Here is a 15,562-nt window from a genome sequence, read left to right on the forward strand (position 1 = left end):
CACCTGGTTTTTATAGCCTGTCAATAAAAATAATATATATCAATAATATTGATAAGTTAGATTTTGGACAACGCAAAACCTTATTTGGCAAATTTTATGACATTCACCGAGTGTGGCGGCAATTTAATGCTATCCGGTGCCTTATAGCCCGCTTTTGTAGGCATCAAGGGCACTGCGTCATCATGGCCTGCATCATTATACGATTCGGTGCTCGTTCCCGACAGGGTATGGATGGAATACCCCGATGGGGAAGGAGAACTGCCCCAATCAATGGTAAAATCCTGGGCCTTGGCGGGGTCTTTATTGATCGCCGCCAAAACGACATTACCTTGAGCGTCCAGTGTGGCAAGCAGATCCAGGGCAGGGGTTTCGGTAGCTTTGCCCTGTTTGTCGGTAAGGGAAAGCTTTTGGCCTGCTTCTGCATAGGTGTCCAGGACAGTATCGCCCAGCTCATTCACATACATGTCAAACACATGGTAGGTGGGGCGAAGCACTATCCCCTTTGGATAGGTATAAATGCAGCCCCGGGTGTTTACCACAGGCGCATAATTTGCCATGCCCACAATATCGCAATTCCTGTTGACCATGCTGAGGAAACAGGCAGTGAACACCGCATCGGCCATGGTGTAGCGCTGGTTTTCATCGTTAAGGTCCCGGGGTTTGATGTATTCATCGAGACTAAGGCCTGCATCCACATTTGGGTGGTACCAACCCCGGAGGTTCCACTCGTCAAAGGCGATGCGTATGCGATTCCCAAAATCCATGGCGGCCAAAAGCCCCCGTACCTTGGCAACCTGGCTGTCCAGGGTGTTTGTGTAAACCATGGACTGCTCATAATTAGCATAATCATTGGTTTGGTTGATCCCATCCCAATAGCCGTGCAGGGAGATCCATGAAAGGTTTTTGCCGCTCCCCTTTAACAGATTTATATTCCAATCAAGATCTGCAAGGGCGGCGGCTGAAAGCTCTATGGACGGATCAACCCGCTTCATCATTTTTGCAGATTCTGTTACCAGACGGCCCCATTCCTCAGCCGATTTCGCCCCCATTTCCCAGGAACCATAGTTCTCATTCCCTATGCTCCAGTACTTAACCTTAAAGGGATCTTTATGGCCGTTATCAGCCCGCAGCTTTGCCCAGGGGCCTTCGTTCGGCAGATTGCAGTATTCCACCCAATCGCTCATTTCTTCGGCACTACCGGTACCCGCATTGGTGCAGATATAAGGCGCGCAGCCCACCTTGCGGCAGAAGGCGATGTATTCGTCAGTGCCAAAGGTATTGGGCTCTTCCACACGCCAGGCTTTGTCAAAATGGGGGCGCCTTTCCTTGCCTACCCCGTCTTTCCAGTGGGAAGCAGACACATAACAGCCCCCCGGCCAGCGAAGCACTGGGGTTTTGATACGCTGCATGGCCTTGATTACATCGATCCTGAAGCCTTCGGCATCGGACAGCGGGTTCCCGGGATCATAAATGCCGCCATAAATCTGGCGGTGAAAATGCTCGATAAAGTGGCCGTAGATCATTGGGTCCCGTTTTCCAACAGTCCGGCTGGGATCAATGTGAAGCAGTACCATAAAAATAGTATCACTGGGATTTATTTATCTGTCAAGAAAAATGTTGTTTATCAAATATTATGATATATAATTCTTTCTTAGGATTTTTCGCCGGCATAAAGCTTCAGAATAATATCCTGATCGTAGTCACCGAAGCCTTTGCCGAAAATGTTGATGCCCCCCGCGTGCTTGGCCCGCGCGGAAATGCCTATGCGTACCTTCACCGAATGATGGTCTGCTATATGAAGGTCATCAAGAGTAATAGTTGATACCTGAAGTCGGTCAATAAAGGTCCCTTCATTGGTCACCTCCCAGGTGGTAAGAAGCCCGTACTGGGAACCTTCAAGCTTCCAGAACGAGGGGGTATACTTCCCTCTGCGGTCACCGAAATCGCCCGGGGATGTCCATGTACCGATGAACATCTCGTTGATCCAAACCGAAATATCCGAAGGCCACTTCTTATTGGTGCCTGGCACCTCGCTGGACATCTCCATGGAAAGCTCAATGCGCTTGAGAGATTTTTTGCCTGAAGAGAAGGTGTTGTTGGGAAACTTGTATTCCACATAACCTTTCTCGAACCAGACCAGAGCAGCCTTAGCCCGGTCGGGGGAAAAGAAGGTGGCGGGTACATCAAGGTAGCCGATTATTCCATCCCTGCTGCAAAGCCCGCAGGGAGCGGACACCTCGTAGGAGGTAAACAGACCCACAGGCATTTCGACCTCGATGGCTTCCGCATCATTCTGGGGAGCTGCGCTGGGGTTAAAGTTAATGAGAAATTCTTTATACCGTGAACTGCAGATCTTTTGCCCGCCCTTAACACCATTTGCAGTATGGCTGTCTATGAGGCCCGCATCCTCAAGAATGAGGACAGAGGTAGTTGCGGTTGATTGGGGGATAGCAAGCCTGCGGGCAATTTCGGTGATATTGAGTTCCTGGTTCTGGAGAAGCTCCAGTATGCGCACCCTCACCTCCGAGGCAAGGGCTTTGAGGGCCTTGGTATCGCGGGATGAATCAATGACAAGGGCCTGCTGTCCGGCTTTTCGCATTTTTCCAGTATGTTGGGCAGGGGGGAAATTTGTCAAGGGAAGCAGCTATATATCCCTAATGGAAAACCCCGCCAATTCCACACGGTAGTCCTGAAACTTTCCCCGCAGATTGACAGCCTTGGCTTCAAGCTCCCCAAGGCGAAATTCCTTTGGGTTAAGCTTTACTTCGCCTAAAAGCATACGCCTTTTGCCCTCATTGACCGCGATGATATCTATCTCGTTGGCATTGCCCCTCTCCCAGTAAGTACCAATGGCAGAATAATCTCCGGAAAGGATCAGCTTCTCGCGGAAATATTTTTCCAGCATGTGTCCGGCATAGCTGCGGTAGTCGCGTTCCAAAATGTCCCGGACATAGGCAAGATTGGAAATTTCTACGGCACTGCGGTACTTATAAATAAAGCGGAACCAGAAGTTAAGAAAGTTATCGTCTATGGCATAGCGTATTTGCCGCGAACCGGGTTTTGAAAACAGAGGCGTTACCCGCCTTACCAGGCTGAATTCTTTTTCCAGTCTGTCGAGATAAGGGCCAACCGACTGGCCCAGAGTTCCCTCAATATCAGGACGAGAGGTCTTGGAAGAGGCAATAAGGGAAAGGATGGAAAAGTACGTGGTGTAATCCCTGCCGAATTCTTCCACCAGGAGATTCTTCCCCTCATCAAGGAAGAATGAATTTTCCATGAGCAGGGCGTCAAAAATTTTCTTTTGCGTAAAGGCCTTTTCTCCGACAAGCAGTTCCAGATACCGGGGTACTCCCCCGCCCGCTATATAGAATGCAAGGAGATCCTCCCCTGAGTATTTCGAATAGTGATCCGAGAGGATAGTGCGCTGAACCGCCACAGAGAAAGGCTTAAGGTGAATACGATGGCTGGCCCGCTGAAAAAGAGGTTCCCTTGAATCCTCAAAAATTTTCTTCATCATGGAATACACAGAACCGCAGAGAATAAGGTGAAGCTTGCTTTTACCCTTGTATGTATCCCAAAGGTTCTGCATTTCGCTGTAAACAGCGCTATTGATGTAATAAAACTCCTGAAATTCATCTATTACAAGGGAAATATGCCTGTGCTGCGCCTCTAGCAGAAGGTACTTAAAAACATCCTGAAATGTTTTTAATTCCCCGGGTATGTCAGCTTTGAGTTTTTCTTTGATGATACCAACATACTCATCGCAAAGAAAATTTTCATTCTTTTTAGTTACAAAAAAATAGATTGAAGAAGAACCCAATGACTGCCGTATCAGGGAGGTTTTACCTATGCGTCTTCTCCCCATTACCACCGTCATCTGGGCCGATTCATGGGACTGCTTTTCCCAGGCCCTGATCTGCTTTATCTCTGTTTCCCTTCCGTAAAATTCCATTTGTATATCCTATTGTATCTAATATTACTGTAATTTAAATTACTGTAATAAATATTACAATATTTCTAAAATAGTTGCAATATCAAACGACAACTTTTTTAAGCAAGTTGCCATATTGTATTACAACTTTGTCCTTCTAAAATTCAAACAAGGGCAGCTGTAAACCCGCGCCATCGGCATCCGAAAGCAGGCGGCGTATGCGCCTGGGATCTTCGGCCCTGTCGATAAAGGTCCCGGAAGCGGTAATAAAGTAGCGAGCCCGTTTCAATACCACCCCAAGGCGGCGGAGGCCGTCGAAGCTGAGTGAACGGGAACGGCGGGTTTCGATGATGCGGCGCCCTGTTTTGGCCCCTATGCCCGGAACGCGGAGCAGGGTTTCATAGTCGGCGCGGTTCACTTCCACAGGGAAAAATTCCAGGTGGCGCAGGGCCCAGGCGGTTTTGGGATCGATGTGGGGGTCGAGGAAGGAATTCTTGTCATCCAGGATTTCGCCGGGAGTAAAATGGTAGAACCTGAGGAGCCAGTCGGCCTGGTAGAGCCGGTGTTCCCGCACCAGAGGCGGGCCGGGTATATCGGGAAGGCGTGGATCGGATATACCGCCCCTGCCCTGTGTACCCACGGGAATGAAGGCCGAATAGTAAACCCGCCTTAAGGCGTACTTTTTGTAGAGGGCCCCGGAAAGGCCGATGATGGTTTTGTCATCCTCAGGGCTGGCCCCGACTATGAGCTGGGTACTCTGGCCTGCAGGGGCAAAGACAGGGGCCTGGAATTTGCCCTGGGGCAGGAATTTGATACGCCGCCTATCTTCTTCATTTTCGGCCCCAGCCTCGAAGGTTTCTTTTATAGCGCCCAGTATCACCTTGCCCGATTTTTGGGGGGCCAGATTTTGGAGGCTTTTGTCTGTAGGAAGTTCAATGTTGGCCGATAGCCTGTCGGCCCAAAGGCCTGCCTCGCGTATGAGCTTTTCGCCGGTGCCGGGGATTATTTTAAGGTGAATGTAGCCATTGTAGCCCGCCTGGGTGCGGAGGGTTTTGGCGGTTTCGATGAGTTTTTCCATGACTATGTCAGGGTCGGCGAAGATTCCGGATGAGAGGAAAAGGCCCTCGATATAGTTGCGGCGGTAAAATTCGCAGGTAAGGTCAACCAGTTCTTTGACGGTAAAGGAGCTGCGCTTGGTATCGGCTGAGGCGCGGTTCACGCAGTAAGCGCAGTCGAAACGGCAGACATTGGAATAGAGCACTTTGAGGAGGGACACGCAGCGGCCATCCTCGGTCCAGGAATGGCAGACCCCGTTGAGCAACGCAGCTCCAAGACCCCCCGAACGGAAAGACCCTCCCCTAGCCCCAGGACCGCTGCCAGACGAAGCGCAGGACGCATCGTATTTGGCTGCCCCGGTGAGGACGGAAATCTTTTCTTCCAGATCCAGCAACGCCTGCACTATGCTCCCTTCCACTTATACTATACACTTGTATAGAATAGATGGCAAGGGGCATGGCGCTGTTTTTTTTATTTCCCTATCCTGATCACCGATTTGACGATTTCCGCCTTGTTATGAATGCTTTCGGTCATGCCCTTTTGGATATCGTCAAATTCAAAAACATTGGTCACGATATTCTTGATGTCCACAAGGCCCCTGCTTACCGCATCTATGGCCAGGGGATAGATATGGCGGTAGCGGAATATGGTCTTCATGGTCAACTCCTTGTCCAGGGCAGAGCCTATGGCGAGATTCATCATGCCGCTCTTGCTGTAACCCACAAACACCAGGGTCCCGCCTTTTTTGAGGGCCGCAATGCCCTGATTGGCTGCGATTTCTGTACCGGAGGTTTCGATGACCAGATCAACGCCTGCGCCGCCTGTAAGCTGGGCGACGGTTTTGACTACATCTTTGTCCGCGCCGTTGATTATCTCGGTCGCTCCAAGGGACTTGGCCTTTTGGAGGCGTTTATCCACCACATCGCTCACAAAAACACGGGAAACGCCAAGGGCCTTGGCCGACATCATGGAAACCAGGCCTATGCAGCCCGATCCAGTGATCAGGGCGGTTTGGCCAAGATGGGCGCCGCCTGTTTGGGCTGCATGGAAACCTACTGCCAGGGGCTCGATGAGGGCCGCTTCCATGGTATCCATTTCGTCAGGAATTTTGAAGCAAAGATCCGCTTCGTGGGCCACATATTCCTGAAAAACCCCGTCCACCGGGGGAGTGGCAAAGAAAATCACATCCGGACAGAGATTATATCGGCCTGTACGGCAGAATTCGCAGTGCCCGCAGGTTTTTCCGGGCTCCAAGGCAACTTTGTCCCCTGCTTTGAGGTGCTTTACATCGGCTCCGACCTCAACAACCACCCCGCCGGCCTCATGGCCAAGCACAAAAGGGGGTTTTACGATGAAATCACTGATGCGTCCATTCTCAAAATAATGAAGATCCGAGCCGCAAACCCCTATATATTCCAATTTTACCAGGGCTTCGTTGGATCTGGGCTGGGGTATATCCTTCTGGACAAAGCCCATCTTCATTATATCTGTCATTACAGCAACTTTCATTTTTCCTTGCATTTCCTTCTCCTTAACTTGTCAATGACTTCATATTATATTATTATAGTATAGCTGGCAAGCAATAAGGAAGGAGAAGAGCTAACCATGATAATATGCTGCGGAGAAGCCCTGATTGATATGGTTCGCGCCGAAATACCCGGCAGAGGCGAGGGTTTTTTGCCTCTCCCTGGGGGAAGCCCCTTCAATACTGCCATAGCAATAGGCAGGCTGGGTGCCCCGGTCAGCTTTTTGGGGCGGTTTTCCACCGATTTCTTCGGGGAAGTCCTGATGAAACGACTTAAGGCAAGCCGTGTAAGCCCTGATCTAATGATCCGCTCAGCCCAGAACTCCACCCTGGCCTTTGTGAAACTCGAAAAAAACAAAGAACCCCGGTATGTGTTCTATACCGAAGGGGCCGCGGACCGTTCCCTGACGGTAGAGGATCTGCCCAAAAAGCTGCCTTCAGAAACCCATTGCATAGTTTTCGGCTCCATTGCCATGACCATGGAGCCTGTTTCCACCGCTATAGAAACCCTGGTTCTCAGGGAAAATGCCCTTCAGGGTCAGGGCAAGGAAGCCCCGATCATTTCATTTGATCCCAATATCAGGCCCTTCATGATCGCCGACAAGAAAGCCTATGTAAAACGCCTGGAAAAATGGATTGCTGCATCTACCATAGCCAAGATTTCTGCGGAAGATTTTAAATTTATCTACCCGGAGCTTGATCTTGAAAAAGCCCTTCAGAAAATTTTGGCCATGGGCCCCCGGCTGGCTATAACCACCCTGGGCCCCAAAGGCGCCATCGCCCTGCTCCGCCGCAATGACGGCACTATCACGAGGGTAAGCGCCCCGGTGGTAGACCTGCCGGTGGCTGATACCATAGGCGCAGGGGACACCTTCCACGGCGCTTTTCTTGCCTGGCTCGAACGCAAGGGCAAGATGTCCCGCCCGGCCTTGGCAGCATTGACCGAAGCTGAACTTTACAATGCTCTCTTCTTTGCCAATAAAGCTGCCTCTATAGTCTGCTCCCGGCAGGGGGCGGAGCCGCCCACCCTTAGGGAAGTGGAATCCCTCAAACCGGGAAACGCCAAGGCAGAGGAGAAAAAACCGGCAGCCCCGGCAAAGGCGGCGTCCAAAGCTCCAGCGAAGGCTGAGCCTAAGGTTCAAGCTGCCCCGGCGGGGAAAAAAGCTCCTGCCTCTGCGAAACCTGTCCCTGCGAAACCTGCTGCTTCGAAGGCAACGGCAGAAAAGAAGCCACCTGTCCCTGCAAAAAAGAAATAGCATGGGGGGCAGCAGCTTTGGCGTTCTCTTTAAAGCAGCCACTTTTGGGGAATCCCACGGGCCTGCCTCAGGCTGTGTAGTAGACGGCTGCCCTGCGGGCCTGGCCCTGGATATTGAAGACATACGCCACGACCTTGCCAGAAGGCGCCCCGGAGGGGGCGGCCCTGCCACAAGCCGCAGCGAAGCTGACGAGCCTGAAATACTTTCCGGGGTGTTCGAAGGCAAAACCTTGGGAAGCCCTATCGCCATACTGGTACGGAACAAAAATCAACGTCCATCGGACTATGACAATCTCAAGGATCTCTACAGGCCAGGCCATGCAGACTGGCCCTGGGAAGCCAAGTACGGCTTTCGGGATCACCGGGGCGGCGGCCGCAGCTCTGCCAGGGAAACCCTGGGCAGGGTGGCTGCCGGGGCTATAGCCCGGGTTTTTCTTTCAAGCCTCAATATCGAGATTATAGCCTGGACTTCCTCCGCTGCCGGGATAGACGGCCCTGGCCCGGGAGATCCTTCCTTTAATTGGGACGAAATCGAAAACAACCCCCTGCGTATGGGCGGAAAAGCCGCTGCTGCACAGGCTATGGAAAAAATCGAAGCTTTAAGGCAAGCGGGCGACAGTTCCGGCTGCGCAGTGTCCTGTGTTGCGCGCAATCTTCCCCCGGGGCTGGGAGAGCCCGTGTTTGACAAGCTGGACGCCAGGATTGCAGCAGCCATGCTCTCCCTGGGGGCTGCAAAGGCTGTGGAATTCGGCGCGGGGTCTTCTGCCGCAAAAAGCCAAGGTTCGGTTCTGAATGACCGGCCCATGCCTGCTCCGGGGCTGTTTCCGGATCTGCCCGGCGGAGTTCCTTCGGTTTCCTGGAAAACCAACAACGCGGGCGGGGTGCTTGGCGGTCTTTCTACGGGCATGGATCTGTGTTTTACCGTGAGCTTTAAGCCCATTTCTTCTATTTTGCAAAAACAGGAAACCGTGAACCGCCAGGGCAAGGCTGCCGAACTCCTCATCCAGGGGAGGCACGACATCTGCGTAGGCCCCAGGGCTGTCCCGGTGGTGGAGGCCATGACCGCCCTGGTACTGGCGGATCTCATTTTGCTGCAGCGCTGCGCTCTTGTATAACGCGCGGATTCAAAAGGCTTATCCCTTCCGTATATAAAGGGGAATCGAAGTAACTTCCTTATCGTCAATATAGAGAATAAAACTTATTACCCCTGAATTTTTAAAGTGCAGATTGGTAATGGTAAATACCAGGTGGGATACTGCGGTAGCGTTGCCCACACCCTTTACCTCCAAATTGCCCCGCACCGGGTCTATAGTCATCTGGCTGTCGAGATCGCGGGTCTCAATCCTGAAGCTGTGGTTGGCGAATTCCCAGAGATCGAAGCGGAGGCGTATGACCACTGAAAGCTGGGGATGGACGCAGGGGAAATTGCGGGAGATGATGGTGTCAAAAGTCCCCACAATGGTAAGCTTGCCTCCGTTTTCCTGGGCAAAATCGCAGAAGGTAAAAAGCTCGGTCTTCATGGCTCTTCCTTTTTCCTATTGAAGAGAACCACTCTGTTCCGGCCTTCTTCCTTTGCCTTGTAGAGGGCGGTGTCGGCATTGTTGATAAGGGCTTCAATATAATTGTCCGGCCTGGGTTTCCCCGGGTTTTCGGTTGTATCTGCCAGAGCTACGCCGAAGCTTGCGGTAATGGATACAGGGCCCGATTCGAGCAGGACGGGGCTTTTTTCGATAGCTTCCCTGACGCGTTGCGCGATTGCCATACCCGTGGCTTCATCAGCCTGGCTGAAAAGAAAGACAAATTCCTCGCCGCCGTAACGGCCAAGAAAGTCGTGTTTGCGCAGAAGGGAAGTTATGACCCGCACGGTATTCCTGAGGGCTTCGTCCCCCGCAAGGTGGCCGTAGGTGTCATTGAAGGTTTTAAAAAAATCAATGTCCATCATGACTACGCCGCAAGGTATGCCCAGAAGGGCAGCGTTGCTCAGTTCCATGGCAGCCCTCTCCATGAAGGAGCGGCGATTCATTGCCCCTGTGAGGGGATCATGGCTTGCAAGGTATTTGAACTGGGACTCGCTTTTCTGAAGAGCTTCCATTGCAGAATTTCGCCGATCCACTTCTGTGCGGAGGCTTTCTGCCAGGGCAGAGAGGGTTTGTTCCCTTAGCTTCAGGGCCTTTAAGGTGTTGTCAAGCTGGGTTGTCATGCGGTTAAAAGCTTCAGAAAATTCGCCCAGGAATTCTATCTTCTGGGTAAAGTCCCCCTGCTCTACCATCTTCACCTGCCAAATGAGGTGCTGAAGCCGGGACTGGAGGGCTTTCATGCAGCCCGGGATTATGCCCCTCACGGTGACAGGGGGAGAAAAGTCCCCCGAAGAAAAAGAGAGCATGATCTCCCTGATGGTTTTGAGATCGTTATGGATATCATTCAAGACAGGAATCTCTGCCATATCCCCTTCAAGCGGGGGTATGGAATTTTCCTTGAGGAGTTTCCAAATATGTTCCAGAGCCTTGCTTTCTTTTTCTTCCATTAACATTCCTGGCTGGCTAGGATGCTTTGGCCTTGGCCTCAAAACGGCAAGTTCGCGAACCGGTGCACCAGCAATCTATCTCCTTTACGCTAAAGCCCTTGCCGCTGAAGGATTCAAGCACACCCTGGATAAAGCCTTCATCATAAACGCAGATCACATCTGAGGTGTCGGGCAAGCCGGAGCAGTCAAGATCCTCGTCCACAGTAAAAATAAAATGGCCGCCGCCGGCATCGGCATTTTCCACCCTGAATATCCCTATGCCAAGATCGTGAAAGGATTGCTGCACTGCCGCCGCCAGGGACGATACATCCTTTGAAGAGCTCAAGAATTTGTCAAAAAAGGCTTTGCCAGCCACAACCCCGGCTTCCCTGAAAAGATCATCCGCAGCGTCAGCGCCATAATGCTGTTCCAGGATATCCCTTAGGGTAAACTGGAAAAGGCGGTAGACCTCTACCCTGGTGGAAGGCCCCAGGTTCGGCCGGGCGTCTTTCATGTCGGCCCCAACAGTGTCTTCCCACTTGAATTCATACTTTCTGGTTTTGGACATACTTGATCTCCTGGATATTTGATATGCTTTTTCATAATACAATGAAATAGCTGTTTAGTATAGTAATTTGTGAAGAAATTGAGGTATGATACTGGATTATGACAGATTTTGTTCATCTGCATGTCCATTCTGACTTTTCCCTCCTGGACGGCGCCGCCTCGGTAGAAGGCCTGGCGAAAAAGGCCGCATCCCTGGAGATGAAGCACCTTGCCATTACCGACCACGGCAATATGTTCGGGGTGCTGAAATTCGTGAACGCATGCCTTGGCGACAAGGATCACCCCCTTAAAAACCGGGAAGCGGTGCATCCCATCATAGGCTGCGAATTCTACATGGCCCCAGGCTCCCGGCACGAGCGCAAGGGCAGCGAAAACGGCAACAAATACTACCATCTGGTGCTCCTCTCGACCTGCGAAGAGGGTTACCGGAATTTAATGAAGCTTTCTTCCCTTTCCTATACCGAAGGTTTCTATTATAAGCCCCGGATAGACAGGGAGCTATTGGAGAAATACCATAAGGGGCTCATCTGCCTTTCAGCCTGCCTGGCAGGGGAAATTCCCAGCCTGATTATGAACGGGCAGCTTAAGGAGGCGGAAAAAAGCGCCCGCTGGTTCGCATCCCTTATGGGGGAGGACAATTTTTATCTGGAACTCCAGGATCACGGGATTGAGGCCCAGCGCCAGGTGAACCCCATAGTCGCCGGTATTGCCCGGCGCACCGGCATACCCCTGGTGGCAACCAACGACATCCACTATCTGGAACGGGCGGATTCAGTGGTTCAGGACATACTCCTCTGCATTGGCACCAACTCAAAAAGGGGCGATGAAAGGCGCATGCGCTTTGAAGGGGAAGAGTTTTACTTCAAAACCGGAGACGAAATGGCCGCCCTGTTCCCCGAATACCCCGAGGCCATCGCCAACACGGTGCGGATCGCCGAACGGTGCAAGACCGAGATCCCCACCCCAGGCCCCCTGCTCCCGGATTTCGAAATCCCCGCCGGGTTTTCAAACGCTGATGAATACCTGCGGCATCTCACCATGGACGGGCTGGAAAAACGCTATCCCGGCCGGATGGCAGAGGTTATCGAGCGGGCTGAATACGAGCTTGGGGTAATTATCAAAATGGGTTTCCCCGGCTACTTCCTCATTGTGGCCGACTTTATCAATTGGGCCAAGGAACGCAATATCCCGGTAGGGCCGGGGCGAGGATCCGGCGCAGGGTCCATCGTGGCATATGCCCTGCGGATCACCAACAACGATCCCCTCAAGTACAACCTGCTTTTTGAGCGCTTCCTCAATCCCGAGCGGATCTCCATGCCCGACTTTGATGTGGACTTTACCAGCGAAGGCCGGGCAGATGTAATCGAGTATGTAACCCAAAAATACGGCAAGGAAAAGGTGGGGCAGATTATCACCTTTGGAACCCTCAAAGCCAAGGCAGCCATCAAGGATGTTGCCCGGGCGCTGGATATCAGCATTGACGAATCCAACATGATAACCAAGCTTATCCCGGATAAAAACCCTGAAGATCCCCAAAAGGATGTTACCCTTAAAGTTGCCTTTGCCTACGAACCCAGATTGAGGGAGCTGGAACAGGATCCGCGATACCAGGAACTTTTCGCCATGGCCCGCAAGCTTGAGGGGAAAAACCGCAATTCCAGCATTCACGCATCAGGGGTGGTCATTGGCAAAACTGATTTGACCGACTATGTGCCCCTTTATATGGATAAAGACGGCGCCGTGGCGAGCCAGTACACCATGGATCTGATTGAACCGCAGGGCTTGGTCAAAATGGATTTTCTGGGGCTAAAAACCCTGGACCTTATAGACCATTCGGTGAAGCTCATCCACCGCCGGGGCGGGAAGGACGCAGCCTTCGACATTGAAAAAATCTCCGAGACCGGAACAGCAGAATCTGACGCGGTCTTTAAGATGCTGGGGGAAGGAAGAAGCTATGGGATATTCCAGTTTGAATCCGAGGGGATGCAAAAGACCCTGAAGGACGCAAAGCCTGCCAGTATCAAAGAGCTTACTGCCCTCAATGCCCTCTATAGGCCGGGTCCTATGGAGTATATTCAACAGTTCATCGCCGCGAAATGGGGCCGCACGCCCATTGTGTACCCGGATCCAAGCCTGGAGAGCATCCTGAAGGAAACCTATGGTGTCATAGTCTACCAGGAACAGGTAATGAAGGTAGCCCAGATCATCGCAGGGTACACCCTGGGGCAGGCGGATATACTCCGCAAAGCCATGGGGAAAAAGAAGCGGGACATTCTGGACAGGGAAAAAGTGCCCTTTATTGCCGGGGCTGTAAAACAGGGTTTTACAGAAGCAGACGCGGATCGTATCTTTGAAATCATGGCGCCCTTCGCCGGTTACGGCTTCAACAAAAGCCATGCCGCGGCCTATGCGGTGCTTGCCTACCAGACAGCCTACCTTAAGGCTAATTTCCCGGTGGAATTCATGGCAGCCAACATGACCAATGAAATTTCCAGCACCGACAAACTCCCCCTGTATATCGACGAAGCCCGGCGGATGGGCATCACCATTGACCCCCCTGACATCAACCGTTCGGACCGGCTGTTTTCCGTGGTAGAAGGCCGCATAGTGTATGGCTTTTTGGGCATCAAGGGCCTGGGAGTGCCTTCTGCCGAAGAAATTATCAGTTGCCGGAAAAATGGCCCATACAAGAATTTTATGGACTTCCTCAGCCGGGTTGATATTAAAACTGTGGGCAAAAAAAATATTGAAATCCTCATTCAAACCGGCGCTTTTGACTGTTTTGGGGTTGGCAGAGCCACACTCCTGGGCAACCTCGAAAAAACAGTTGAATATACCCAAAGCATCAAGGATGATAAAAAATTCGGCCAGGTAAGCCTTTTTGGGGAAACCGGGGAAAAAGATTACCCTGATTTTACATTCGAAGTTTTCCCGGAAATGAGCGGCGGCGACAAGCTTAAAACAGAAAAAGAACTAATCGGCTTTTATTTTTCCGGCCACCCCATGGATGAATATAAAGAAGTATGGAAACGCATTGTTAAAGTCGATCTTGGAAAACCCGAAAGCCTTCCCGCCGGAAACTGTACCCTGGTGGGGCTAATAAAAAACATTAAGCCCATTACTACTTCCAAAGGCGCCAAGATGGCCTTTGCATCTATCGCTGACTACAATGGAGAAATTGAAATTACCTTCTTCGCGGACGCATGGGAAAAATGCAGAGACAAGATTGCTGCGGATCAGGTAGCAATACTGCGGGGAAAGATAGAATACCAGAAAGACAAGGATCGCCACAGCTTTTTAGCCGAGGATACCATAGATCCCCTGAACGCCGAGGCCGCTGCCAAACAGGAAGAAACCCAGAGCCTCAAATGGAACAAGTACCGGAACATTTGGAAATATGCAAAAGAACTGGACTTGAAAATCCTCGACACCCGGAGTGCCCTTAAAGCAACAAAGGGGAATTACACCATTATAGGGTCTCTTAAATCCCTCAGGACCCATACAGACAAAAAAGGCAATGAGATGGCCTTTGGAACCCTCCAGGATGAGCGAGGAGAAATTGATTTGGTCTTCTTTGCCCGGGACTGGAAGAACTGCAAACCCCTGGCCGCAGTGGATGAAATAGCTGCCCTTAACGGAGGTATGGACCCCGCAGCTGACAGGGACCCTGCAAAACCCAGCTTCAAAGTTACCAGTTTTCAGGATATCAACAAGCTCGTAAGGGCGGCCGCAAAAAAGGCGGCCGCGGACAATACAATGAAAAATGAAAACACCATAACAACCCAGGAAGATGCGGATCAGGATGGCCGATCTTTCCTGGACAGCGAAAGCGAAGGCACAACCGAGACTGATTCTGCTGCATCTGATTCAGCTGTAATTGCCCGCAGCGCATTTTCAATACGGGAGGTGCACGTGCGGCTCCGAGGTTCTGCTGCCGAAAAGGAGGAAGCCCTCTACCCCCTCCTCAATTATGTGAAAGAAAACCCCGGTAGCTGCACGCTCCTTATCCATGTCCCAGCGGCAGAAGGGGAGACAGTGATACGCACTGCCACGGGGATCGTTGCTTCCGCTTCGATGGATGTCCTGGCACATTGCAGTGCAGTTGCCGAAGCATGGAGCGTATAAAACAGGAGCAAAACAATGAAAATCATATTAACTATTTTAAGTACCTGTACTTCTATTTACATGCTGATAGTTTTTGTCCGCATACTCCTCACCTGGTTCAGCGGTTCCGGCTATTCAAGGCCCATAGCCGTTTTAAGCCGTGTTACCGATCCCTATCTGAACTGGTTTCGCCGTTTCCCCCTGCGGATCGGGCACCTGGATCTTTCACCCATTGTGGCTTTGGCAGCGCTTTCCCTTGTCAACCGCATCTTCAGCACCATGGCTGCTTACGGAAGGATCTCCCTGGGGATCATTTTGGCTATGAGCCTGCAAGCTATATGGTCAGCGGCTTCCTTCCTCCTGGGTTTTTCCATAATCATCCTGATACTGAGGCTCATTGCCGATCTTGCAAACAGCAACATCCACAGCCCTTTTTGGAGCATTATTGATGCCATATCCCAGCCCCTGCTCTACAGGATAAATCGCATATTTTTTGGAAACAGAATAGCGCATTACCGCAAAGGGCTATTAATTGCCATAGGGGCTTTAATAGTTGTTAGCATTGCTGCGAACTTTATTATACGTTTATTTTCTGTATTCCTTGCAAGGCTGCCGATATAA

12 protein-coding genes are annotated in these 15,562 nt (G+C 51.4%); 4 read left to right on the forward strand and 8 right to left on the reverse strand.

What is annotated here, in order from left to right:
- Positions 1-80: 80 nt before the first annotated feature.
- The 5 genes from TREAZ_RS13545 to TREAZ_RS13565 form a co-directional block, all read right to left on the reverse strand.
- Entirely contained in the window at positions 81-1,574 is a 1,494-nt protein-coding gene (locus TREAZ_RS13545; RefSeq protein WP_015712445.1) for an alpha-L-arabinofuranosidase C-terminal domain-containing protein, read from the reverse strand.
- A 77-nt stretch (positions 1,575-1,651) separates the two neighbouring features.
- Positions 1,652-2,599 carry an ArsR/SmtB family transcription factor gene (locus tag TREAZ_RS13550; RefSeq protein ID WP_015712446.1) on the reverse strand — a complete coding sequence of 316 codons (948 nt, stop codon included), beginning with the start codon at positions 2,597-2,599 and terminating at the stop codon, positions 1,652-1,654.
- A gap of 45 nt (positions 2,600-2,644) precedes the next feature.
- Positions 2,645-3,952 (reverse strand): ATP-binding protein, encoded by a 1,308-nt coding sequence (locus TREAZ_RS13555; protein WP_015712447.1) that lies wholly within the window; start codon positions 3,950-3,952, stop codon positions 2,645-2,647.
- A 136-nt stretch (positions 3,953-4,088) separates the two neighbouring features.
- Positions 4,089-5,405 carry a putative DNA modification/repair radical SAM protein gene (locus tag TREAZ_RS13560; protein ID WP_245535035.1) on the reverse strand — a complete coding sequence of 439 codons (1,317 nt, stop codon included), beginning with the start codon at positions 5,403-5,405 and terminating at the stop codon, positions 4,089-4,091.
- A gap of 53 nt (positions 5,406-5,458) precedes the next feature.
- The gene (locus TREAZ_RS13565; protein WP_015712449.1) at positions 5,459-6,508 is read right to left on the reverse strand and encodes an NAD(P)-dependent alcohol dehydrogenase; all 1,050 of its coding nucleotides are present in this window, start codon (positions 6,506-6,508) and stop codon (positions 5,459-5,461) included.
- An 84-nt stretch (positions 6,509-6,592) separates the two neighbouring features.
- Here TREAZ_RS13565 and TREAZ_RS13570 point away from each other — a divergent pair, with 84 nt between their 5' ends.
- Positions 6,593-7,768 (forward strand): carbohydrate kinase family protein, encoded by a 1,176-nt coding sequence (locus TREAZ_RS13570; protein WP_015712450.1) that lies wholly within the window; start codon positions 6,593-6,595, stop codon positions 7,766-7,768.
- 1 nt (position 7,769) lies between these two features.
- Positions 7,770-8,882, forward strand: a complete 1,113-nt coding sequence (gene aroC / locus TREAZ_RS13575) for a chorismate synthase (RefSeq protein WP_015712451.1) — start codon at positions 7,770-7,772, stop codon at positions 8,880-8,882.
- 18 nt (positions 8,883-8,900) lie between these two features.
- On the opposite strand, the gene TREAZ_RS13580 is transcribed toward aroC, so the two are convergent.
- From TREAZ_RS13580 to TREAZ_RS13590, 3 genes are read right to left on the reverse strand one after another with little or no spacing between them, the layout of a single operon-like run.
- Entirely contained in the window at positions 8,901-9,287 is a 387-nt protein-coding gene (locus tag TREAZ_RS13580; protein WP_015712452.1) for a DUF6941 family protein, read from the reverse strand.
- Positions 9,284-10,291: a GGDEF domain-containing protein gene (locus TREAZ_RS17505; RefSeq protein WP_015712453.1), complete on the reverse strand. Its 1,008-nt coding sequence runs from the start codon at positions 10,289-10,291 to the stop codon at positions 9,284-9,286. Before TREAZ_RS17505 ends, TREAZ_RS13580 begins: the two co-directional genes overlap by 4 nt.
- Before the next feature lie 16 nt (positions 10,292-10,307).
- On the reverse strand, positions 10,308-10,838 hold the full coding sequence (locus TREAZ_RS13590) for a V4R domain-containing protein (RefSeq protein WP_015712454.1): 531 nt from the start codon (positions 10,836-10,838) through the stop codon (positions 10,308-10,310).
- Positions 10,839-10,936: 98 nt separating this feature from the next.
- Between TREAZ_RS13590 and dnaE the strand changes: the two genes are divergently transcribed.
- Positions 10,937-14,962 (forward strand): DNA polymerase III subunit alpha, encoded by a 4,026-nt coding sequence (gene dnaE, locus TREAZ_RS13595; protein WP_015712455.1) that lies wholly within the window; start codon positions 10,937-10,939, stop codon positions 14,960-14,962.
- A gap of 15 nt (positions 14,963-14,977) precedes the next feature.
- Complete coding sequence (locus tag TREAZ_RS13600) at positions 14,978-15,562, forward strand: YggT family protein (protein ID WP_015712456.1); 585 nt, start codon at positions 14,978-14,980, stop codon at positions 15,560-15,562.

This window comes from Leadbettera azotonutricia ZAS-9 (assembly GCF_000214355.1).
Taxonomy (GTDB): domain Bacteria; phylum Spirochaetota; class Spirochaetia; order Treponematales; family Breznakiellaceae; genus Leadbettera; species Leadbettera azotonutricia.